The organism is Allorhizobium sp. Av2 (assembly GCF_021462805.2).
In the GTDB taxonomy this organism is placed as follows: domain Bacteria; phylum Pseudomonadota; class Alphaproteobacteria; order Rhizobiales; family Rhizobiaceae; genus Allorhizobium; species Allorhizobium vitis_G.
Genome location: NZ_CP192697.1, coordinates 1,240,052 through 1,261,237 on the forward strand (window position 1 = coordinate 1,240,052; position 21,186 = coordinate 1,261,237).

19 protein-coding genes are annotated in these 21,186 nt (G+C 57.4%); 12 read left to right on the forward strand and 7 right to left on the reverse strand.

The genetic code is table 11. The annotated features are described in order from the left end of the window. Nucleotides 1-6: 6 nt before the first annotated feature. The 4 genes from FS819_RS23445 (at nucleotide 7) to FS819_RS23460 (ending at nucleotide 4,265) form a co-directional block, all read left to right on the forward strand. Nucleotides 7-891, forward strand: a complete 885-nt coding sequence (locus FS819_RS23445; protein WP_012654454.1) for a carbohydrate ABC transporter permease — start codon at nucleotides 7-9, stop codon at nucleotides 889-891. A 2-nt stretch (nucleotides 892-893) separates the two neighbouring features. Beyond that, nucleotides 894-1,748 carry a carbohydrate ABC transporter permease gene (locus FS819_RS23450; RefSeq protein WP_070163500.1) on the forward strand — a complete coding sequence of 285 codons (855 nt, stop codon included), beginning with the start codon at nucleotides 894-896 and terminating at the stop codon, nucleotides 1,746-1,748. A 77-nt stretch (nucleotides 1,749-1,825) separates the two neighbouring features. Continuing rightward, nucleotides 1,826-3,028, forward strand: coding sequence for an ABC transporter substrate-binding protein (locus FS819_RS23455; protein ID WP_409050079.1), 1,203 nt, complete (start codon nucleotides 1,826-1,828; stop codon nucleotides 3,026-3,028). Nucleotides 3,029-3,131: 103 nt separating this feature from the next. Further along, nucleotides 3,132-4,265: an ABC transporter ATP-binding protein gene (locus tag FS819_RS23460; RefSeq protein WP_234624685.1), complete on the forward strand. Its 1,134-nt coding sequence runs from the start codon at nucleotides 3,132-3,134 to the stop codon at nucleotides 4,263-4,265. 26 nt (nucleotides 4,266-4,291) lie between these two features. On the opposite strand, the gene FS819_RS23465 is transcribed toward FS819_RS23460, so the two are convergent. Genes FS819_RS23465 through FS819_RS23475 form a run of 3 tightly spaced genes read right to left on the reverse strand, consistent with a single transcriptional unit; the run spans nucleotide 4,292 to nucleotide 7,424 of the window. Beyond that, nucleotides 4,292-5,392, reverse strand: coding sequence for a D-TA family PLP-dependent enzyme (locus FS819_RS23465; RefSeq protein WP_156549626.1), 1,101 nt, complete (start codon nucleotides 5,390-5,392; stop codon nucleotides 4,292-4,294). Nucleotide 5,393: 1 nt separating this feature from the next. Continuing rightward, on the reverse strand, nucleotides 5,394-6,875 hold the full coding sequence (locus FS819_RS23470) for a M81 family metallopeptidase (protein ID WP_234624686.1): 1,482 nt from the start codon (nucleotides 6,873-6,875) through the stop codon (nucleotides 5,394-5,396). Nucleotides 6,876-6,917: 42 nt separating this feature from the next. After that, complete coding sequence (locus FS819_RS23475; RefSeq protein WP_070149284.1) at nucleotides 6,918-7,424, reverse strand: hypothetical protein; 507 nt, start codon at nucleotides 7,422-7,424, stop codon at nucleotides 6,918-6,920. Between the two features lie 112 nt (nucleotides 7,425-7,536). Between FS819_RS23475 and FS819_RS23480 the strand changes: the two genes are divergently transcribed. The 7 genes from FS819_RS23480 to FS819_RS23510 all read left to right on the forward strand — a co-directional run bounded on the left by FS819_RS23480 (nucleotide 7,537) and on the right by FS819_RS23510 (nucleotide 15,113). Next, nucleotides 7,537-7,923: a RidA family protein gene (locus FS819_RS23480; protein ID WP_012654461.1), complete on the forward strand. Its 387-nt coding sequence runs from the start codon at nucleotides 7,537-7,539 to the stop codon at nucleotides 7,921-7,923. Between the two features lie 19 nt (nucleotides 7,924-7,942). Beyond that, entirely contained in the window at nucleotides 7,943-8,806 is an 864-nt protein-coding gene (locus tag FS819_RS23485; RefSeq protein ID WP_156549628.1) for a MurR/RpiR family transcriptional regulator, read from the forward strand. Between the two features lies 1 nt (nucleotide 8,807). Further along, nucleotides 8,808-9,584, forward strand: a complete 777-nt coding sequence (locus tag FS819_RS23490) for an SDR family oxidoreductase (RefSeq protein WP_156549630.1) — start codon at nucleotides 8,808-8,810, stop codon at nucleotides 9,582-9,584. 34 nt (nucleotides 9,585-9,618) lie between these two features. After that, nucleotides 9,619-11,538: a beta-N-acetylhexosaminidase gene (locus FS819_RS23495; RefSeq protein WP_156549632.1), complete on the forward strand. Its 1,920-nt coding sequence runs from the start codon at nucleotides 9,619-9,621 to the stop codon at nucleotides 11,536-11,538. Nucleotides 11,539-11,549: 11 nt separating this feature from the next. Beyond that, nucleotides 11,550-13,016 (forward strand): M81 family metallopeptidase, encoded by a 1,467-nt coding sequence (locus tag FS819_RS23500; RefSeq protein WP_156549633.1) that lies wholly within the window; start codon nucleotides 11,550-11,552, stop codon nucleotides 13,014-13,016. Between the two features lie 109 nt (nucleotides 13,017-13,125). Further along, nucleotides 13,126-14,346: an MFS transporter gene (locus FS819_RS23505; protein ID WP_156549635.1), complete on the forward strand. Its 1,221-nt coding sequence runs from the start codon at nucleotides 13,126-13,128 to the stop codon at nucleotides 14,344-14,346. A gap of 11 nt (nucleotides 14,347-14,357) precedes the next feature. Beyond that, nucleotides 14,358-15,113 (forward strand): copper homeostasis protein CutC, encoded by a 756-nt coding sequence (locus FS819_RS23510; RefSeq protein ID WP_156549637.1) that lies wholly within the window; start codon nucleotides 14,358-14,360, stop codon nucleotides 15,111-15,113. Nucleotides 15,114-15,117: 4 nt separating this feature from the next. On the opposite strand, the gene FS819_RS23515 is transcribed toward FS819_RS23510, so the two are convergent. Beyond that, the gene (locus tag FS819_RS23515) at nucleotides 15,118-15,510 is read right to left on the reverse strand and encodes an acyl-CoA thioesterase (protein WP_012654468.1); all 393 of its coding nucleotides are present in this window, start codon (nucleotides 15,508-15,510) and stop codon (nucleotides 15,118-15,120) included. A gap of 159 nt (nucleotides 15,511-15,669) precedes the next feature. Then, nucleotides 15,670-16,329, reverse strand: coding sequence for a TetR/AcrR family transcriptional regulator (locus FS819_RS23520; RefSeq protein ID WP_156549639.1), 660 nt, complete (start codon nucleotides 16,327-16,329; stop codon nucleotides 15,670-15,672). A 229-nt stretch (nucleotides 16,330-16,558) separates the two neighbouring features. Between FS819_RS23520 and FS819_RS23525 the strand changes: the two genes are divergently transcribed. Next, complete coding sequence (locus tag FS819_RS23525) at nucleotides 16,559-19,030, forward strand: beta-glucosidase (protein ID WP_156549641.1); 2,472 nt, start codon at nucleotides 16,559-16,561, stop codon at nucleotides 19,028-19,030. A gap of 8 nt (nucleotides 19,031-19,038) precedes the next feature. Here FS819_RS23525 and FS819_RS23530 read toward each other — a convergent pair whose 3' ends face one another. Continuing rightward, nucleotides 19,039-20,361 carry a sensor histidine kinase gene (locus FS819_RS23530; RefSeq protein WP_156549643.1) on the reverse strand — a complete coding sequence of 441 codons (1,323 nt, stop codon included), beginning with the start codon at nucleotides 20,359-20,361 and terminating at the stop codon, nucleotides 19,039-19,041. Beyond that, on the reverse strand, nucleotides 20,358-21,020 hold the full coding sequence (locus FS819_RS23535) for a response regulator transcription factor (RefSeq protein ID WP_156549645.1): 663 nt from the start codon (nucleotides 21,018-21,020) through the stop codon (nucleotides 20,358-20,360). Before FS819_RS23535 ends, FS819_RS23530 begins: the two co-directional genes overlap by 4 nt. Between the last annotated feature and the right edge of the window lie 166 nt (nucleotides 21,021-21,186).

Consider the following 21,186-nt stretch of genomic DNA (forward strand, 5'->3'; position numbering starts at 1 on the left):
ATGGTCATGGAGGCGAAACGCAGAGCTGTTTTCTTCGCCTGGTGCCTGCTGTTGCCGGCAACCATCTATATCGCCATCATCGTTGCTTATCCGCTGGTCGATACTTTCATCCTGTCCTTCACCGATGCGTCGTTGAAGCGGGTAACGAACTGGGTTGGCTGGGATAATTACAACAAGATCTTCAACGCCACCTTTGCAGACGTCATCATCCGCACCTTCGTGTGGACGTTCTTCTCCGTGCTGTTCAAGATGATTATCGGCACGTTTGGCGCGACGCTTTTGAATACAGCCGTGCCGGGGCGAACCTTGTTTCGCATCCTGACCATGCCGCCCTGGATCGTGCCGATGGCGATTGGCATTTTCATGTGGGGCTGGATGTATAACGGCCAGTTCGGGATGATTTCCGGCATGTTGCAACGTGTTGGCCTGGTCGATGGCCCAGTTGCCTTCCTCGCGTATGGATCGACGGCGTTCTGGGCGACAATTTTCACCGATGTGTGGATCGGCGTGCCGATGGTGACGCTTTATCTGCTGGCGGCGATGCAGGCGATCCCGCAGGATCTGCACGAGGCGGCCTGGACCGACGGGGCTGGGCGGTTCTACCGGTTCCGCCGCATCACCCTGCCGCTGCTGATGCCAGCGATGATTACCATGTCGATGATCTCGCTGATCTCGACCTTCAATTCCTTCGATATCATCTGGATATTGACGCGCGGTGGCCCAAGCGGCGGCACGACGACGATGATCATCGATACCTACAAGACGGCGATTGGGTCTTACAAATACGGTGAAGGGGCGGCGCGCGCCGTGTTGATCTGCATCTTCCTGTCGATCTTCAGCTACTTCTACTTCCGCGTCACCAGCCGCCTTTCGCAGGAGCACTCCCGATGAGCATCAACAAGCAGGCGATGATCAATCGCTACAAATGGTATGAAATCATCGGCATCTATTGCGGTATTGCGGTGTTTCTGACCTTCGTGCTGGCGCCTTTCGTGGAAGGGTTCCTGGTGTCGTTGAAGCCGCTCAGTCAGTTGTTTTCGTCGCCTTATCGATTCTGGCCGGAAAATGGCTCATTCGAAGCCTACCGAACCATGTGGGACCATGTTCCGGGCTTTGGCCGCTATATCTTCAACTCCTTTTTCATCTCGATCACCGCAACGGTGGTGGTTCTGCTGCTCGTCGTGCCAGCGGCCTACGCCTTTGCCCGTTTCGAGTTCCGGGGCAGGGGCGTGTTGCTGGGAACCTTTCTTGCCGTCAACATGTTTTCAGGCGCGGTCCTGCTCATTCCGATATTTCGGCTGATGCGGATTTCGGGAATGCTGAACACCTATTTCGCGCTGATCGTGCCGCTGATTGCCTTCCTGATCCCGACTGCCATCTGGTTGCTGAGAACCTATATGATGCGGATTCCACGCGAGCTTGAGGAAGCAGCTTATGTGGACGGGGCCAGCTATTTCTATACATTCCGGCGCGTGGTTCTGCCGCTTGCCATGCCAGGGATTGCCGTCGTCGGCATCACCACCTTCATTACCGCCTATGCGCAGCATTTCATCTTCGCGCTGACCTTCAACTCGAAGACGGAATACATGCCGTTGCCGATTGGCCTGTTTGCCTATTTCGGCCGTCAGGAAGTGATCTGGAACGAACTGATGGCGGCAAGCTTCGTCGGTATTGCGCCGGCGATGATCATGATCTTCTTCCTGCAACGCTATCTGGTCAGTGGCCTGACGGCGGGTGCAGTCAAGTAGGCAGCCGGTTTCGAAACAACCAAGACACGTTTAATGTCAACAAAGGGGAACCATCGATGAAAAACACTTTGACCATCATGGCGGGCGCGCTGGCGCTGCTGGCAAGCTCGGCTCTGTCGAGTTTTGCGGCGGATAAGGAAATCAGCTGGATCTATTGCGGCGACAAGATCGATCCGGTGCATGAGAAATATATCAAGGTCTGGGAAGGCAAAAACCCCGGCTGGAAGATTGCGCCGGAAGTGGTCGGCTGGGAACAGTGCCAGGATAAGGCCACTACCTTGGCTGCCGCTGGAACGCCTGTCGCCATGGCCTATGTCGGTTCGCGCACATTGAAGGAGTTCGCCGAGAACGACCTGATCGTCAAGGTGCCGATGACGGATGCCGAAAAGAAGAGCTATTATCCGAATATCGTCGATACCGTGACCTTCGACGATACCCAGTGGGGTGTGCCGATTGCCTTCTCCACCAAGGCGCTGTTCTGGAACAAGGACCTGTTCAAGAAAGCCGGTCTTGACCCGGAAACCCCGCCGAAGACCTGGGCCGAAGAAATTGCCTTTGCCAAGCAGATCAAGGAAAAGACCGGTATTGCCGGTTACGGCATGCCAGCCAAGACCTTCGACAACACCATGCACCAGTTCATGCATTGGGTTTATACCAACAACGGTCAGGTGATGGACAAGGACGGCAAGATCGTCATGGACAGCCCGGAAGTGCTGGCAGCGCTTCAGGCTTACAAGGACATCGCTCCCTATTCGGTTGAAGGCGCAACTGCCTATGAGCAGAACGAAATCCGCGCCATCTTCCTCGACGGCAAGGCTGGCATGATCCAGAACAGCACGGGTGCGGCCTATCGCCTGCTGAAGACCGACATTCACTGGGGTGTGACGACCTTGCCGCTCGGCCCTTCGGCCAAGGGTCCAGGCACGCTGCTGATCACCGATAGCCTGGCGATCTTCAAGGGCTCCGGTGTCGAGGACAAGGCAACCGAATTTGCCAAATACATCACCTCGCCGGAACCACAGGAAGAATACGAGCTGACGACCGATTCCGGTCTGACGCCGCTTCGTCCTTCCGCAAAGGTTGAGCAACTGATCAAGGACAAGCCCTATTGGAAGCCGTTCATCGATGGTATCGCCTTCGGTGGTCCTGAGCCTTTGTTTAAGGATTACAAAGGCTTCCAGAATGTGATGATCGAAATGGTTCAGTCTGTCGTCACCGGTAAGGCTGAGCCTGCGGATGCCTTGAAAAAGGCGTCGGCTGCTATCGACCAGTACAAATAATCATCGGGGTTCCGGCTGCGGATCATACGGGTTCGCAGCCGGTTTTTGTTTGGAATTTCGCCGGTCGCCGTTTGGTCGCCGGTTGGTATGGAGACGCAGCGCGGTGGGCCAGCTTTATCTCAACAAAGTCGTCAAATCCTTTGGCCATTTCGATGTCATCAAGGGCGTCTCGCTCGACATCAAGGACGGCGAATTCATGGTCTTCGTCGGTCCATCCGGCTGTGGCAAGTCCACGCTGCTTCGGATGATCGCCGGACTGGACGATACCACCAGCGGCGATATCGTTATCGACGGGGCACGGGTCAATGCACTGCCGCCGGTTGAGCGCGGCATTGCCATGGTGTTCCAGTCCTATGCGCTTTATCCGCATATGACGGTGTTTGAAAATATCGCCTTTCCGCTGCGAGTCGAGAAAATGCCGGAGGCGCAGATCCATGAAAAGATCGATGCGGTGGCCAAGGTTTTGCAGCTCGATCAGCGCTTGCAGCAGAAACCGGGCCAGCTTTCCGGTGGGCAGCGCCAGCGTGTGGCGATTGGCCGGGCCATTGTCCGCGAGCCTAAGATTTTCCTGTTCGATGAGCCGCTTTCCAACCTCGACGCAGCCTTGCGTGCCGACATGCGCATCGAGCTGACGCGGCTGCATCGGCAGCTGAAAGCAACGATGATCTACGTCACCCACGACCAGATCGAAGCGATGACCATGGCTGACCGGATCGTCGTGCTGCATGGTGGTCATATTGCCCAGGTCGGCGCGCCGCTGGAGTTATATCACAAGCCGCAAAACCTGTTCGTTGCTGGCTTTATCGGCAATCCGAAGATGAATTTCGTGCCGGTCGCCTGCAAGGGGGTTGGTCCCAATGGTGTTACCGTCGCCTATGAAGGCCGGATGGTGACCATTCCCGTGACCGGACGTCCCGATATGCTGGGACAGGACCTGACGCTTGGCATCCGTCCAGAACATCTGGCGCTCGGAAAAGGTGATTTTTCCATCACTGTAATGCCCAGCGTTGTCGAGCGGCTCGGTGCCAGCACAATCGCCTATGCGTCCCTGGCGAATGGTGAACCTTATTGCGCGGTCTTCCCCGGCTCTGCGCCTGTTCAGCCAGACCAGCCCATGACAACGACGATCAAGGCCAGCGATTGCCATCTGTTCGATGCCGATGGCGAGGCGCTCGAACGCCATATCAATTGGCAGGCGGAAACGCTTCCGGATGCGCTGAAGGCGGTTCAGGAATAAGGGCAGGCGAATAGGCGGAAGCGCGGCTACCAGACCAAGCCGCGTGCCGCCACATCTTCCACCCGCGTCACCACACCATCCCGGTGAAATGTCATGATGTCGAACAGGTTTGACACCACGCAGGTGTGGTTGGGAATGATCCGCACTTTCTCGCCGATCTCGGGCCGTCTGCCAGTAATCCTCGAGAGATCGACGGTTCCGTGTTCTTCAGACAGGCCGGTAATGACGGCATTCGGGTAGTCGACAATCAAGCCATAATCGTTAAAGCCAAGCAGGTCGGATGTCAGCGCTTTGGAGCCGGCATCCAGAATGGCGCGGTCGGGCGTCGGGCGTGACACGACGGTGGCTAGGATATGCATGGCGCAATCGTCAAGCGTGCCATGTCCAGCCTTCGCCATGCTCCGGTCGCTATAGATATAGGTTCCGGCCCGATGTTCGGTTGCCGATGGCACGAGATGGGCGGAAAACAGGCTTGGCGTTCCGCCATTCGAGACAATCGGACAGGCAATGCCGAGAGTGGTAAGGCTGGCAAGGATTTGCGCAAAAAAGCTTTCGACGGCCTGTTCTGTGCGCGCCTTGGGATATGTCATCACCCCACCGAACCGAAGGGTTTTGCTGGCGAAAATCGCCTGTGCGAGGGCCACGGCATCGGCGGGTGTCTGCACCCCGCAGCGTTCGGCACCGGTGTCGCATTCCACCAGCACGGTCAAAGGTTTGCGATCCTGAAAATAGCTTGAAAGGCCTTCAATGGTCACGATGCTGTCGGCCACCACCTTCAGGCCGGAAATCCGCTCATTCAGGGCAGCAAGCCTCACGAGCTTTTCAGGCCCAAGAATATTGAAGGTAATCAATATGTCCTCGAACCCGGCATCGGCAAACACTTCCGCCTCGGTAATTTTCTGGCAATTGATGCCGGTCGCACCGGCTTCTTGCTGCTGGCGGGCCAGGGGTGGAATCTTGTGGGTTTTGATATGCGGGCGAAAGGCAAGGCCGTGAGCGTCCATATAGGATTGGACCCGCGCGATATTGGCGGCAAGCCTATCCTCATCGATCAGCGGCAGCGGGGTCGACAGCGAGAGAACCGTATCGCCGGGTCTTGGACCTGGTTTGTCAATTGGGCGGTTCATTTCAGGCAGTCTCCGTGTCCTGGGCAGAGTGGAAGGGATCGGCAATGATCGGCCAGATATCGCGGCGAACGCGCCGATAAGGGTTGGTGGCCGGATTGTTGGGATAAGGTGATCCTGCTGAACAGTAAAGTATGTCAGAGGCGATCTTCGAAAAAGCCGCGTAGAAATGATTGGTGGATTTGATCGCAAGAATATGTTTGGACGTGGGATCGATACCGAGCGCTGTGAACAGCGAAGGGTCGTAGCTTTGCACCCGAACGGAACTCAGCACGATGTCGATACCGTCTAGATGGATATGAGCGGCGTCGCCAAACGGGGCGACACTTTCGCCAAACCGCATTTCTGCGTTAGCTACGAGTTTTACCACCTTCACCAACCCATCGATCGGGTTGCCGGTGCCCGGTGCGGATTTCGCACCAAAGCGCAGCGGGATTTCCGCCCCTTCGCCAGCCGCCATGCAGATCTGCACCGCAATCGGGTCCCAGATCATTCCGACCGCTGTATTGGTTGCACTCCGCGCGAGAAGTTCCTCAAGCAGGACCGTCGCATCGCCAGCCGTACCGCCGCCGGGATTGTCCCACATGTCGGCAATCACGACAGGCCCGGCCGGATTTGCGAGCGCCTCGGCCACGGCCTGTTTTTCATCAATCTGCGGCATCATGAACGTGCCGCGTTTTTCAAACAGTTCAAGACCAAGGGTGCGGGCCAGCATCTGGCCTTTTTCGGCCTTGCCATTGGTGATGGCGATGGTTTTTGTTCCCATTTCCGGCACGTCCCCGGCCATGAAGCCGTGAATAACCGAGAGCGACAGGACATCGGGATCGTCCTGTTCGATCTGCATCATTTTGTCCACAAAACCGCGCATCGGCTGGCGCGACGTTGGGAAGACATCGATCATCCGGCAATCGAACACCGACATGACGGGGGTGATGCGGCCTTCCAGTGTGTCGACGACGATCCGCCAGAGATCATGGGCGCGGTCAACGAAATCCGTATGGGGAAATTCCTTGAAGACAACGAACACATCCGCCGCCTCAACCCGCTTGCCCGTCAGGTGGCTATGCGGGTCCAGTTCTGCGGCAAGCAGCACATCCGGCCCGATAATGGCGCGGATGCGGCTCAGGAAATCGCCTTCCGGGTCGAGATAGCCATCCGCCACCATGGCGCCGTGCAGGCCGAGCACGACGGCATCGACGGGAAGTGCTGCCGTCAACTGATCGAGGATTTCGTCGCGCAGGCTCTCATAGGTCTGCCGATTGACGAGCCCGGCCGGATCGGCCCAGGTCGCGGTGCCTTCAATCAGCACCCAGCCTTTTTCCCTGCATACCTCCCGGCCAACGGTGATTGGCGCTGTGCACAGCGTTGGGGTTGCCGGGTGCTGCCCGGGGCGCGCGTAAAGGGAAGCCTCGAAAGCACGCCGGTCGATGCAGATCGGCGAGAACGTGTTGGTTTCCGTTGCAAAGGCGGCTGTAAAAATGCGCACGGAGTGGCCTCCAATCACGGTTGACGGTCAGATGGTTGGCGATCAGGCGATGTTAATGGGGGTTGAGCCCATCGGGTTGGGCAAATAGCCAGTAAAGCCTGAAATTTTCCAGCGGCCTTGATGCAGGCGGCAATAGTAGAGCGTTTGCCACTGCATGGTGTCGAAACCGCCATCGGTTTTTTTGATGCCGCCATCGAATTTTTTGCGCACCAAAGCCGTCTCGCCTTCTATTTCGATCTCTTCCAGCGTGGTGGTAAAGAAAATCGCCGTGCGCGGATCTTCACCATGGCTCTGACCGGCAAAATCCTGGGCCTGGCGCAGCCATTCGTCGCGATAGGCCGCGAGATTGGGGAAGGTCAGACGCCAATGGTCCGGATTGGGGTCGCGATTGCCATTGATGCCAATGAAGCCGTCCTCGACGAAATCACCTTCCACCATCGACCAGTCTGCGGCCAGAAAAGCATCGATGTCGCGCGGCACAAGCATCTCCCAGATCGCATGGCGCGCGGCATCGGTTGCCGGGAAGGGGTTTTTGAAGGGATCGCGCATCTCAGCCACCTTTGTCTAAATTATTTTCATGTTCTATGAAAATCCCTAGTCAAATTCGGTTTTCTATGGTGAATTGTCAATTGATTAAGAAAATAATTTGCGTGAGGGCGAGATGACGATCAAGCGGTATGGTGCGGAAAAAGCAGGTGCCGGTGGGCAGAAACTGCCGTTCGCCAGAGCGGTTGAAGCGGATGGCTGGCTGCATGTTTCCGGCCAGGTAGCGATGGAAGACGGCGAAATCATCCAGGGTGGGATTGTCGAGCAGAGCCATAAGGCGATCGGCAACCTGATCGCCATTTTGCATGAGGCTGGCTATGGCGTGGAGCATGTCGTGCGTTGCGGCGTCTGGATTGATGATCCCCGTGATTTCTGGAGCTTCAACAAGATCTATCAGGGCTATTTCGGCGAACATCCGCCAGCCCGCGCCTGCGTGCAGGCCTCAATGATGGTCGACTGTAAGGTCGAGATCGACTGCATAGCCTATAAGGCGACCAAATAGGGTCGGTTCGTGAGCACTTATGGATATTTTTGCCACCATACAGGAAGATCGTGCGCAATTTTCGCCTTCCGAACAGCGGATTGCCGACATCCTCCTGAGTGAGCTGGATTTTGCCGTCGGCGCGTCGATCATCGAGTTGGCGGAGCGGGCGCAAGTGTCGCCGCCGACGGTGACCCGCTTTTGCCGCAGGCTTGGATGCCAGAGCTTTTCGGATTTCAAGGTCAATCTGGCCAAGACCGCCTATGTCGGCGTGCGTTACCTGAACCCCGAAGCGAAAAGCACCGAGCCGCAGGATGTTGCTGAGGACGTCATCACCAAGGCACAGAACGCCCTGTTCATGATGCATCGCTCTCTGGATACGGCCATGATCGAAAAGGTCGCGGACCGGATTTCCCGGGCCGAAATGATCTATGCATTCGGGTCGGGCGGCAATTCTTCGATGATTGCTTCGGAATTGCAGAACCGGCTTTTTCGGCTGGGGTCACGGGTTACGGCTTGCAACGACCACCATATGCAATTGATGCTGACAGCGGCGGCGCGCAGCAATGATATCATTGTCGGCTCCTCCTTCTCTGGCCGCAATCTGGAGCTGGCGCGCTGTTTCGAGCTGGCGCGTGACAATGGCATTACAACGATCGCGCTTACCCAGAGTGACAGCGCTGTCGCCAAGGCTGCCGAGATGGTTGTTGGTATCGACCTGCCGGAGGGCGATAATATCTTTCGCCCGACTTCGACCCGCTTTGCCTATCTGGCCATGGTCGATGTCATCGCCAGCCTGGTTGCCTATCGCAATCGCAAGCTTTCCTTGGTGACGCTGCGCCATATCAAACAACAATTGGTCGAACATCGCGATGGCGACGACCGTCAGATTCTCGGAGACTAGAATGGCGAAATCCGTGGCTGTGGTAACAGGTGCCGCCGGTGATATCGGGCGGGCAATTGCTAGCCGTCTGGCCGGAAGCCACGATGTGGTGGTGCTGGCCGATATTGATGAGACCGCGGTGAATGCCGCTGCGGTCAGTCTTGGGTCCGGGGAGATATTCGTGCCTGTGGTCTGTGATGTCACCGACGAGGCCAGCATCGACGCTCTGGCATCTGCGGTGCAGACGTTTGGGGTTACCAAGACCCTTGTCAACAATGCTGGAGCGGCAAGGGCAGTCAGTCTGCACGATACCGATGCGGCCATCTGGCGCCAGGATAATGCGCTCAATCTCGAAGCGGCATTTCTGACCTTCAGGGCGTTGGAAAATCAGTTGAAGCAGTCACAAGGCTCGGTCATCAATATAGCTTCGGTCAATGGCATGGCCGTGTTCGGACATCCCGCCTATAGCGCGGCGAAGGCTGGGCTGATCCATCTGACCCGGTTGATCGCGGTGGAATATGGGAAATTCGGCATTCGCGCCAATGCCGTGGCACCCGGCACGGTGCGCACCCAGGCCTGGGAAGCGCGCGCCGCGGCCAATCCTGCCGTGTTCGAAGAGGCCAAGCGCTGGTATGCGCTGCAGCGGATCGCCACCGCGCAGGATGTTGCAAATGCAGTGTTTTTTCTGGCTGGCGATCAAGCTGCGGCCATTACCGGCGTCTGCCTTCCCGTCGATTGTGGATTGACGGCAGGCCAAAGCGAACTCGCCCGGACATTTTCACAGTCCGAGCATTATTGATCCTCCATCCTGTCAGACCTTAAGGAGAACCGTCATGGCTGAAGCAGATTTTCGTCTGGACAATGCTTGGTATCCTGTCGATGGCGATGATGGCGGCGGTTTCGTCTTCACCCTCTACAATTTATCATCCGAGCCTATCAGCGGTTTCAAACTTGCCTATACCGCCTTGACGCGGGTGAAAGATGGTCCGGTCTGCGACAACGCGGTTTTCCTGCGGCGCAACGCCAATTTTCACCAGTTTGCACCACCGGAAGGACTGGTCCTCGTGCCAGGAGCGTGCTGGCGGTTTACGGTTCAGGGCCTCTGGCGGCCTGCGCGCCACCGCACGGATGGCGCAAAATCGGCCTATCTGACGCTTACCGATGGACGCCATGTCGCCGTCTCCGTCGATGATCTTATGCTACAAGGCCGGGTGAGCGAACCTGCCCCCGTTCTGTTGCCGAAGGGTGAAGTCAGCAAGCCTTTTTCACTGCTGCCTTGGCCCGTCGAGGCGAACCTTGCTGCGGGCGATGGTTTTCCCGTGGCGATCTATCCCGCAACGGACACGGATCTTCCCAGCTTACAGGCGGTTGAGCGGATCAATGCGCTTTACCGGCGGCTGTTTGCAGTCGGCCATGTGCCATTTTCGCTGGCCCCGGTCGATCAGGGCAAAGCCTTGAAACTCGCCCATGATCCCGCACTCGGCGCATCCGCCTATCGGCTCGATTTTACGGAAGAGATTACCCTATCTCATGGCGACGAGGCGGGACGGCAATATGGACTGACGGCCTTGGCGCAAATGCTGCATGGAGTAAGACGGGACCCCGCGCAGTTCCGGTTTCCGGTCTCCGGCCAGATCAAGGATGCGCCGCGTTACGGCTGGCGCGGCTGCCATCTTGATGTATCCCGGCAATTTTATCCGACGCAGGACGTTCTGCGGCTGATCGATATTATGGCCTGGATGAAGCTGAATATTTTCCACTGGCATCTGACCGATGACGAGGCCTGGCGGCTGGAAATCAAGGCCTATCCGCAACTGACGACTGTTGGTGTGCTGCGTGGCCCGGATGAGCCGATGTTGCCGCAGCTTGGCAATGGCGCGGAGCCGGTCGGTGGCTTTTACACCCAGGAGGATGTTGGCCACATCGTCGCCCACGCCGCCTTGCTGCATGTCGAAGTCGTGCCTGAGATCGACATTCCGGGTCATAGCACGGCGATCTTGACAGCCTTGCCTGAGCTGGTCGATGGCCAGGAAGCACCTGACAGCTACCGGCCCGTCCAGGGCTATCCGAATAACGCGCTTAACCCGGCCATCGAGCAGACCTATGTGTTTCTCGGCAAGGTCTTGGATGAGATGGCGATGCTGTTTCCCTCCGATCTCGTGCATGTCGGCGGCGACGAGGTTGCGGCCAATACCTGGATGGCCTCTCCATTGGCGAAAAAGCTGATGGAGCAGGAGGGCATTGACGGCACATTTGGGCTGCAAAGCCATTTCATGAAGCGGATTCAGCAGATGTTGAAAGAACGCGGCAAGAAACTGGCTGGCTGGGACGAAGTATCCCATGGTGGCGGTGTCGATCCGCAGGGTACGCTGCTGATGGCCTGGCAGAAGCCGGAGGTTGGGCTGGATCTGGCGCGGCAGGGCTATGACGTGGTGATGACGCCGGGTCAGGCCTATTATCTCGATATGGTGCAGGACGAAGCGTGGCAGGAACCGGGCGCCAGCTGGGCCGGCACCGTGCCGCCGCACCATACCTACACCTATGAAGCCGTCGCGGAATTTCCTGAGGAATTAAAGCCGAGGATGCGGGGTGTGCAGGCCTGTATCTGGTCAGAGCATTTCCTGAACCGGGATTACTTCAACCACCTCGTCTTCCCCCGCCTGCCAGCTGTTGCAGAGGCCGCCTGGACCCCCAGGGATCAGAAGGACTGGCAGCGGTTTGCAGCTCTCGTGCCGCTGATGCCACGTTTTTAAGGAAATCGGACATGGAATTTCGAATTGCCGTTGGCGGCATTCACACGGAATGCAGCACGTCATCGCCGGTGCTGATGCAGATCGGGGATTTTCGCGTGCTGCGCGGTGACGATCTCTTAGGTGCCGATTATTTCAGCTTTCTTGGCACGGATGGGGTGAAGCCTTTGCCCTTGCTGCATGCCCGCGCCGTTCCAGGCGGCCCGGTTTCGCGCCAGACCTATGACAGTTTCAAGGCCGAATTCCTGGAACGGTTGCAGGCAGCGCTGCCGCTGGACGGGCTCTATCTCGCCATGCATGGCGCTATGAATGTCGAGGGCATGGACGATGCCGAGGGTGATTGGATCGCTTCTGCCCGCGCTGTGGTTGGCCCGGATTGCCCGGTGGCTGCAAGCTATGATCTGCATGGCAATGTCACCCAGAAAATCATCGATCAGCTCGATATTTTCGCGGGTTACCGGACCGCGCCGCATATCGATGTGCGCGAAACCATGGTGCGGGCCTGGGACATGCTGGTAAAGGCACTGCGGACTGGCGAAAAGCCCGGTGTCGCCTGGGCACCTGTGCCGGTTCTTCTTCCCGGAGAACGAACCTCTACCGAAGACGAACCAGCCAAAAGCCTTTACTTGAAATTGCCGCAGCATGATCAGCGACCGGGGATATGGGATGCCAATCTGATGGTTGGTTATGTCTGGGCCGACGAGCCGCGCGCCACGGCCTGTGCCGTGGTCACAGGCGTGGATCGAAGCGAGGCGCAAAAGGTGGCTGAGGAGATTGCCCGATCTTACTGGGAAGCGCGCCATGCCTTCCGGTTCGGCCCGGTGACGGGGTCCCTGAAGGATATGCTCGACATCGCCGAAACAACTCAGACCCGGCCGATTGTTCTAGCTGACTCGGGCGACAACCCCACCGGCGGTGGCGTTGGCGACCGCGCCGATGTCCTGGGGGCATTGATCGCACGCAATTTCGACGGGGCGGTGATTGGCGGGATTACCGACAAGCCCGCAGTCGATGCCTGTTTTTCCGCGGGCGAGGGGGCAAAATTGGCGCTGAAGGTCGGTGGATCACTCGATCCGGCAAGCCCGTCGGTTGAGGTGGATTGCGAGGTGCTTCGACTGGACGATCCGGGTGTGGCGACGGAGCGCCAGGCCATCGTCAAAATCGGTGGTATTACCCTTATTCTCGCCAGTAAGCGCAGGCCCTACCACAATCTGGCCGATTTCACCCGGCATGGCATTGATCCGAAAGCGGTGCGGTTGCTGGTGGTAAAGTCGGGCTATCTTTCTCCCGAGCTTCAGCCAATTTCCAATCCGAACCTGATGGCGCTGACCGATGGGGTCATCAACCAGGATATCGAAGCCTTGCCGAGCAAGCGCCGCAAACAACCGACCTATCCCTTCGTCAAGGATTTCGATTACCAGCCGAAAGCGACGACCTCAGCACGGTGGACGGGTAGTGACAATCGTTCAGGGACAGACTGAATCCGCCCGGCACCCAGGCAAACTTTAAACGAGAGATCAGCAATCTCCTTCCCCAAAGATGCCGCCGGTAAAACCAGCGGCAGCTTGTTTTGACAAAGATAGCGCGTTCATGCCGCCAGTTCTCTCCATTATCGCCGCCAATCCGGGTATCCGGATTAGCGCGATTGCGATTTTCTTCTTCGGCTTGTCCGGCGCGACCACGGCTCCCTATATGTCGATCATCGGCATACACGAGTTGGGATTGAGCAATGCGCATTACTCGCTGCTGATCTTCATCGCTTCTTGCGTCAATGTCGCCGCCAGCGTTGCCGTGGGAATATTGGCCGACAGGCTTGGACATTTTCGCATGCCGATGGTCATCGTCAGCTTGTTTGGCGTGGTCGGTTATGGGGTGGTGTTTCTCGAACCGAACCAGATCATCTTCGTTGGCTCCGCGCTCCTGTTGCTGCCGGTTTACAACGCATTGAATTCGCTGATATTTGCCAATGTGCGTGCCGCATCCAAGGATATGCCGGTGCGTGAACTGATTGCAGTCAATTCCGGCGTGCGGGCCGTTATCTCGGCCTCCTGGGTCTTGGTGCCGGGTCTGGTTGGCTTCTTTCTTGCTGGTCAGAAAAGCATGTTGCCTGCCTTTCTGTTTGCCAGCCTTGGCGGACTCGCCTGCTTCGTGCTGTTTCTGGTCTGGTTGCCGAAGGCGGAGGCACGGGCCGAACCCTCGGCAAGCCTTGCCTTTTTTTCATCCCTGTCGAAAATCGCCTCACCTGGGTTATTGTTGCGGCTTGGCGCCATCGCGCTGATCACTGCCATGCTGCAAATGAACGGCGTGGTGTTGCCGCTTGTCATGACCGGGCCAGCGCATGGCACGACCGGCGATGTCGGTATTATCGTCGGTATCGTCGCCTTTCTGGAAATCGTCTTCATTCTGTTCTGGGGCTGGGTGGAGCGCAAGACCTCCAGCGTGGCAACGCTGGTTGCCGGTGCGTTGATCTATTGCGTCTATCTGCTAGGTCTCGGTTTTGCCTCGCGACCAGAACATGTCTATCTGCTCTCCGGCATTGCCGGTTTCGGGGCGGCGGCGATTATCAGTGTGCCGATTACCTATCTGCAAAACCTGATTGCCGATCGTGCCGGGCTTGGCAGTTCGCTCATTGCGGTGAATATCTTCTTGAGTGGCGGATTGAACTCCCTGCTTTTTGCATTCGGCACAGGCATCAGCAATTATTCAGGCACAGCAATGCTCGGCGCGTTGGCAGGATTCTGCGGTATTCTACTGTTGCTGATTCTCGAAAAACCCAGATCCTTCAAGGTGTCCATTGAACGGAATGCTTAAAAGAGACCATCATGGCAGGACGTGAACCAGAAAAGAACGAAGGCGGTTTGCTAGAAGTCTGCGTCGATTCCGTTGCGGGGCTGGAGGCGGCGATTGCCGGTGGCGCAGGCCGGATCGAGCTGTGCGCCGCCCTTGACTGCGGGGGGCTGACGCCGACATCAGGTCTGATGCTGCGTGCCGCTCAGGCACCCATCCCGGTTTTTGCGATGATCCGGCCACGGGCAGGTAGCTTCGTGTTTTCGCCGGATGAGGTCGCCGTCATGGCAGCGGATATCCATGCGGCGCGGCAGGCGGGGCTATCCGGTGTCGTGCTTGGGGCGTCTCTGCCTGATGGACGATTGGACCTTGAGGTGCTTGGCAAACTTACGGCGGTCGCGTCTGGCCTCGCCACGACATTGCACCGGGCTTTTGACCTCGTGCCGGACTTTGACGAAGCGCTGGAGCAGGCGGTTGCGCTCGGATTTGGTCGAATTCTCACGTCTGGTGGCGCGCAATCCGTCGTCGCCGGTTTCGATCGTCTGAAATCGCTTTCAAGGGCGGCAGATGGCCGGATTATCATCATGCCCGGTGGTGGATTGAGGCCTGATCGCATCGCGCCGTTCTGGCAGGCCGGCTTGCGGGAGTTTCACGCCTCTTGCAGCGTGCCAGCGACGGTCGATCCCGTTCTGGTCGATTTTGGTTTTGCCAGGGCGGGGCAGGCGCAGACCGATAGCGATGTGGTCCGCAGACTTGCCGAGGCAATCGAAAACTGCCGCACTCTGCCCTGATAGGTTATACGGCTTCCGGCTCCACCTGGCGCGGCGCGCCTTTTTCGTCCAGCGCCACCATGATGAAATGGGCGTCGGTGACCTTCTGGCGCTCCTGCGTAAACTGCCTGCGGACCCAGCACTCGACATAGAGTGTCATGGAGGTGCGACCGACGTGACTGATCGATGTGTAGATGCACACGGTATCACCGACCTTGACCGGGCGTTTGAAGCTAACTTCCTTGACCGCCGCCGTGACCGTGCGGCCTTTCGCACGCTCGGAAGAGCGGATGCCAGCGGCTGCGTCCATCTGCGCCAGAACCCAGCCACCGAAAATATCTCCGGCGGGATTGGTATCGGCTGGCATGGCGAGTGTGCGTAATGTCAATTCGCCCTGAGGCTCGTCAATCTCAGTCATTGTCTTCCAACTTTCGCCTAGAGGATGGTGGACTCTGCGCTATCGCCGCAATCCTCCATCTAATCGAAATGAGAAATAGGCTCTCCGCGCGGAAAGGTCGAGAGTGCAGGCATGCGCCTGCGGCACTGCGGGTTTGCCGAAAAGCTTTACCTTGCGATTTTACGGCTTTTCAGCGACCTCAATGGATGCGATCAACCGCTCGACATAAGCGGAAAACAGGACGCCCATATCGGTACTGTCGGGCAGCCGCAGCCAGAGCATTTGCAAGCCGTCCATCAGACCGATAATTTCCGTTGCGACCCCTTGGGGATCGATGTCGGATTTGATCTCATGATTCAGAATGCCTTCTGCAAAGATACTGGCCAGTTTGTGGCGCAGTTGCAGGCTACGTTTGTGAAACCACGCCTGGGCCGGGTGCCCTGCAAGCAGGCTTTCGGCGTTAAGGATCGAGAATGCCCGCACAACCCCCTCCGATTGCATGTTTTGGTTGGTGACCTCAACCAATAGGCCGAGGAAATCGCGCCAATGGGGAGTTTTCTTGTTTAAGTCCGGCGCTGTCTCTTTGTCTCGCCGTTCCAGGATCGCCAGGAGAAGGTCAACCTTGGTCGGAAAATAATGCAGAAGACCAGGAAGAGACAGGCCGACATCCTCAGCAATGTCTGCAATTGCAGCATTTTGAAAGCCATCCTTGGCAAAACGGTTGAGCGCAGCCTGCAGGATTTCTTCTCGCCGTGCGGCCCCTTTCACCGAATTTCGGCGGCGGCCTGCGACCGTATCGACGGGAGGTAGGCCTGCATCGGATATGTCCTGTCTTGCCATTTGTCTCACTTTCAGGTTGCATCGCATGCCCTCCTTAGAGCTTGTCTTGGGAAAAGTGGAACCCAATTTTCTGAAAAGACAAACGAAAACGTAAGAGGCCAGGGATGAAGGCTCAATCCGAACCTGATCGCCTCTAGAGCTCAATCGAAAACCGGGTGAAGGCAGACAGGATCTCTTGCGAGAAATAATAATACCGAGTAGTTGGTAGGTAAATAGGGAGGAGTATCACATGATCGACCGTCTGCTTGATGAGATGACCCTTGAGGAGCAGGTTTCCGTGCTGTCCGGTGCGGATTTCTGGACCACTGTGCCGGTTGAGCGGCTCGGTATTCCAAAGATCAAGGTGACTGACGGGCCAAACGGCGCGCGCGGCGGCGGGTCCCTGGTTGGCGGCGTCAAGGCGACTTGTTATCCCGTTGCGATTGCGCTCGGTGCCACCTGGAGCCCATCTCTTATCGAAGCCATGGGTGTTTCCCTGGCGGGACAGGTAAAGAGCAAGGGCGCGAGCGTCCTTCTTGCGCCAACTGTCAATATCCATCGGTCCGGGTTGAACGGGCGCAATTTCGAATGCTATTCCGAAGACCCGATGCTGACGGCGGCTTTGGCTGTTGCTTATATCAAAGGCGTGCAGAGCCAGGGTGTGGCGGCCACGATCAAGCATTTCGCCGGTAATGAATCCGAGATCGAACGGCAGACGATGTCCTCGGATATCGATGAACGCGCCTTGCGCGAAATCTATCTTCTGCCCTTCGAACAGGCGGTGAAAAAGGCTGACGTCATGGCTGTGATGTCCTCCTATAATCGGCTGAACGGTACTTATACGAGCGAGCATGCCTGGCTGTTGACGGATGTGCTGCGCGAGCAATGGGGCTTTGACGGCATTGTCATGTCCGACTGGTTCGGCTCGCATTCCACATCCGAAACCGTCAATGCCGGGCTTGATTTGGAGATGCCTGGCCCAACCCGTGACCGTGGCGAAAAGCTGGTGCAGGCGGTTCGCGACGGTGCTGTCAAACCGGAAACGGTGCGCGAAGCGGCGGGGCGCATTCTCACTCTGCTGGAGCGTGTCGGGGCGTTTTTCTCCGCGCCTGACCTGTCCGAACATGCCGAAGATCTGCCCGCTGACCGGGCGTTAATCCGCAAAATTGGCGCTGAAGGTGCGGTCCTTCTGAAGAATGATGGTATTTTGCCGCTGGAAAAGACATCCCTGAAGCGTGTCGCGGTTATCGGGCCAAATGCGGCTGTTGCCCGGGTGATGGGCGGCGGCAGCGCCCAGATCAATGCACATTATACAATAAGCCCGCTGGAGGGCATTCGCGCGGTTTTGCAAGGCACTGTTGATGTGCAGCACAGTGTGGCCTGCGGCAATAGCCGGTTGGTCAAGCTGTTCTCGCAGCCGGTCACTGTCGAGTATTTCAAGGGAGTCAATTGTAAGGGTACTCCTGTTGCAACGGAAGCGGTGCAGACAGGGGAGTTTTTCTGGTTCGAACTGCCATCGCCGGATCTGTCTCTGACGGATTTCTCGGTGCGGTTCACCGGCACCTTCACGCCGCAGGAGGATGGGCCGCATCTGCTGGGCATGACCAACTCGGGTCTTGCCAAGCTATATGTCGATGAAGAACTTGTCATTGACGGCTATACCGGGTGGAAGCGCGGTGAGAATTTCTTTGGCACTGCCAATGATGAAATTCGGCACTCGGTGGAGATGAAGGCTGGCCGTAGTTACGCAATCAAAGTTGAATACCTGTCGCCACCGCCAGAGGAATACGGCATCCATATCACCGCGATTCGCTTCGGCATCGAAAGAATTCTCGGTGAAGACGCGATGGTGGAAGCAGTAGAATGTGCAAGAGGCGCGGATGTGGCGCTTCTCTTTGTCGGGCGCGAGGGGCAATGGGATACGGAAGGTCTCGATCTGCCCGACATGCGTCTGCCGGGCCGTCAGGAAGAATTGATCGAGCGCGTCAGCGCCGTGAATCCGAATTGCGTTGTTGTGCTGCAAACCGGTGGCCCCGTTGAAATGCCTTGGTTGGGAAAGGTCAAAGCCGTGCTTCAGGTCTGGTATCCAGGCCAGGAGCTTGGCAATGCTGTGGCCGATATGCTGTTTGGCGAACAGGAACCGGGCGGGCGTCTACCGCAGACGTTTCCAAAGCAGTTGTCGGATAATTCCGCCATCACAAATGACCCGTCGATCTATCCCGGCAAGAATGGCCATGTGCGTTATGAGGAAGGGGTCTTCGTCGGCTACCGCCATCATGATAGCCGCAATATCGAGCCGTTCTTTCCCTTCGGATTCGGGCTTGGCTATACCAGTTTTCGTTGGGATGAGCCTCAGGCCTCCGCATCAGAAATGACCGCATCCGGCGTGACAGTCTCCGTCAGGGTCTCCAATACCGGAAAACGGGCGGGGTCCGATGTGGTGCAGCTTTATGTCGAGGCACCTGTCTCTGGTGTTGAACGCCCATTGAAGGAGTTGCGGGCCTTCGCCAAAATTGCCTTGGGGCCAGGTGAAAGCGGCGAAGTGACGCTTGCAATCAACCCGCGCGACCTCAGTTATTACGATGTCGATGCGGCGGCATTCCGTGCGCCAGCGGGTGACTATCGGCTGCTGATTGGCGCCCATGCCCAGGACATCCGCAGCGCGCTCACGATTATCAATCCGCAGGAATGGCTTGGCGCTGTCGGTGACAGGACGATCTGATCGGTGGTTTAAATCGTCAGGCGAGCCTCGAATCCATCCTGTCGCCCGCTAGCGGGTGACAGGATGTCGAAGCGGGCATTCATCTGCTCTGCCAAACGCTCGATAATCGACAAGCCGAGGCCAGATCCCGGCGTGGTGGCATTGGCGCGTTGGAAGCGTTTTCGGATGGCTATCAATTGTTCGGGTGGTAAAACCGGTGAACCGTTGACGACGCGGATCGTGCCATCTTCGCCAAGCGTCACCTCAACCGGCACACCCTGTGTTCCATGTCGCACAGCATTTTCGATCATGTTACGGATGACGATGGCAAAGGCATCTTCGCTGACGGCGCGTGGCAGGGTTGCGGTTGGCGGGTGGCGATAAAAAATGTCATTTCCCGTGGCGCGCTGGAAATCCTCCACGACAAGATCGAGCACGGGTACCAGATCGACAGGCTGCCCGGTCGAGCCAATACCCGCTTCTGCTCGAGACAATTGCAACAGTTTTTCCGCGAGGCTGGCAAGCTTTTGCAGCGAAGTTTCCACCTGACTCGCCCTGGCGCGGGCTTCCGGCTCCTTCAACTGGGCCAGCATCAATTGCGTTTGCGCCAGGGCGCCGGCAATGGGGGTGCGCAATTCGTGGGCACTATTGGCGGTAAATTCGCGCTCGGCATCCAAAGCGGCCCGCAATCGGGTGAGCAGAAGATTGACGGAACGTCCTATGGGCTGCAATTCCTTGGGCAGCGGGCTAAGGTCAATTTCCGCCAGATTGCCGTGATCTTTCTCGCTGATTTCCTGCCGAAACTGTTCGACGGGACGGAGCGAACGGCGGATGATCAGCCATGCTGCTAAAACGCTGAGTGGGACGAGCGCAATCACCGGCAGCAACATGGCAAGACCCGCCGCAAGAGCCGAGATATGCCGATGTTTCATCGAGTCGGCCACCTGAACGATGATCGTGTCGCTGACCGCTGTGGTCGTATAGATCCGGTATTTGTCGTTTTGCCAGAAGCCGGGTGTCAGCGGCGCGGGCAGGGGGGCTGCTGCCTCGGCATGGGAGTGCATCAGCACTCGACCGCTTGCGTCCCTCACCTGATAGATCAGATATCCATCGGAATTGGGATCGACAGTGCTGAGGATTTGCACGGGGCTTTTCAGCGGGTCGCGCTGCATGATGTCATCGACGACCAATGGCAAAAGCCTGTCGCCGGTCTCCTGCAGAGCGCTGTCGAAAATCTCGCCAAACTCAGCCTGCATGACGATGGCGCCACAGCTTGCCGCGACCAGCCAAAGCACGGTAATCGCGCCGGAAAGCCACAAGAGAAGTTTGCGGGTAATGCTTGGCATGGTCATGCCGCTCCCGCAATGCTGTAGCCAACGCCTCGGACGGTTAGTAGGCGATCCTTACCGATCTTCTTGCGCAACCGGCTGACATAGACTTCCACCGTATTGCTTTCGATTTCCGATCCGAACGCATAGAGGGCTTCCTCAATGCGGGCTTTGGAGACTACGGCACCAGGCCTTGCCAAAAGCGCATCAAGCACCGCCCATTCACGGCTGGAGAGGCTAATGGCCTCGGCACCATCGGCAATACGTCGCTCTGCGGGGTTGATTTCCAATGTGCCGATGCGAATGATTGGATTTGGCTTTGCGGCGTAGCGGCGCGCAACAGCCAATATGCGCGCCGTCAACTCATCGAGATTGAATGGCTTGACCAGATAGTCGTCAGCGCCGGAGTTGAGGCCCTCGATCCGATCCGAGATCTGGTCATGAGCTGTGAGGATGATGATTGGGGTTACGTCGCCATGCTCGCGCAACCGTTTCAGAAAGTCGATGCCGTTGCCATCAGGCAAACGCAGGTCAAGCAGGATCAGGCCATAGGCAACGGTTCTGGTGCAGGCCTCAGCGTCCTGTAGCTCCTTCATCCAGTCCACCGCATGACCGGCTGCCCCGACATGATCGCGAATGGCCTGACCCAGAACAGCGTCGTCCTCTACAAGTAATACCCGCATGCATATCTCCGATCAGAACGGCAGAGGCGCGAGACGCCCGAAATAAAAAGCTTTTGACGTTCTTTATGACACCTAGCTTAAGCGGGTCGAAATTTCAGAAAAATCTTGGAAGGCTGCACACAGCGGATCTTCAGCTTGGTGTCAGCGCAACCGACGATAAAGGGCA

Bases quoted from the DNA above. Each gene is read 5' to 3' on its own strand.
- FS819_RS23490 (WP_156549630.1), top strand. From the start codon at position 8,808: ATGGCGAAATCCGTGGCTGTGGTAACAGGTGCCGCCGGTGATATCGGG.
- FS819_RS23510 (WP_156549637.1), top strand. From the start codon at position 14,358: ATGGCAGGACGTGAACCAGAAAAGAACGAAGGCGGTTTGCTAGAAGTC.
- FS819_RS23525 (WP_156549641.1), top strand. From the start codon at position 16,559: ATGATCGACCGTCTGCTTGATGAGATGACCCTTGAGGAGCAGGTTTCC.
- FS819_RS23530 (WP_156549643.1), bottom strand. From the start codon at position 20,361: ATGACCATGCCAAGCATTACCCGCAAACTTCTCTTGTGGCTTTCCGGC.
- FS819_RS23535 (WP_156549645.1), bottom strand. From the start codon at position 21,020: ATGCGGGTATTACTTGTAGAGGACGACGCTGTTCTGGGTCAGGCCATT.
- FS819_RS23465 (WP_156549626.1), bottom strand. From the start codon at position 5,392: ATGAACCGCCCAATTGACAAACCAGGTCCAAGACCCGGCGATACGGTT.
- FS819_RS23445 (WP_012654454.1), top strand. From the start codon at position 7: ATGGAGGCGAAACGCAGAGCTGTTTTCTTCGCCTGGTGCCTGCTGTTG.
- FS819_RS23500 (WP_156549633.1), top strand. From the start codon at position 11,550: ATGGAATTTCGAATTGCCGTTGGCGGCATTCACACGGAATGCAGCACG.
- FS819_RS23455 (WP_409050079.1), top strand. From the start codon at position 1,826: ATGGCGGGCGCGCTGGCGCTGCTGGCAAGCTCGGCTCTGTCGAGTTTT.
- FS819_RS23475 (WP_070149284.1), bottom strand. From the start codon at position 7,424: ATGCGCGATCCCTTCAAAAACCCCTTCCCGGCAACCGATGCCGCGCGC.
- FS819_RS23495 (WP_156549632.1), top strand. From the start codon at position 9,619: ATGGCTGAAGCAGATTTTCGTCTGGACAATGCTTGGTATCCTGTCGAT.
- FS819_RS23515 (WP_012654468.1), bottom strand. From the start codon at position 15,510: ATGACTGAGATTGACGAGCCTCAGGGCGAATTGACATTACGCACACTC.
- FS819_RS23480 (WP_012654461.1), top strand. From the start codon at position 7,537: ATGACGATCAAGCGGTATGGTGCGGAAAAAGCAGGTGCCGGTGGGCAG.
- FS819_RS23520 (WP_156549639.1), bottom strand. From the start codon at position 16,329: ATGGCAAGACAGGACATATCCGATGCAGGCCTACCTCCCGTCGATACG.
- FS819_RS23485 (WP_156549628.1), top strand. From the start codon at position 7,943: ATGGATATTTTTGCCACCATACAGGAAGATCGTGCGCAATTTTCGCCT.
- FS819_RS23505 (WP_156549635.1), top strand. From the start codon at position 13,126: ATGCCGCCAGTTCTCTCCATTATCGCCGCCAATCCGGGTATCCGGATT.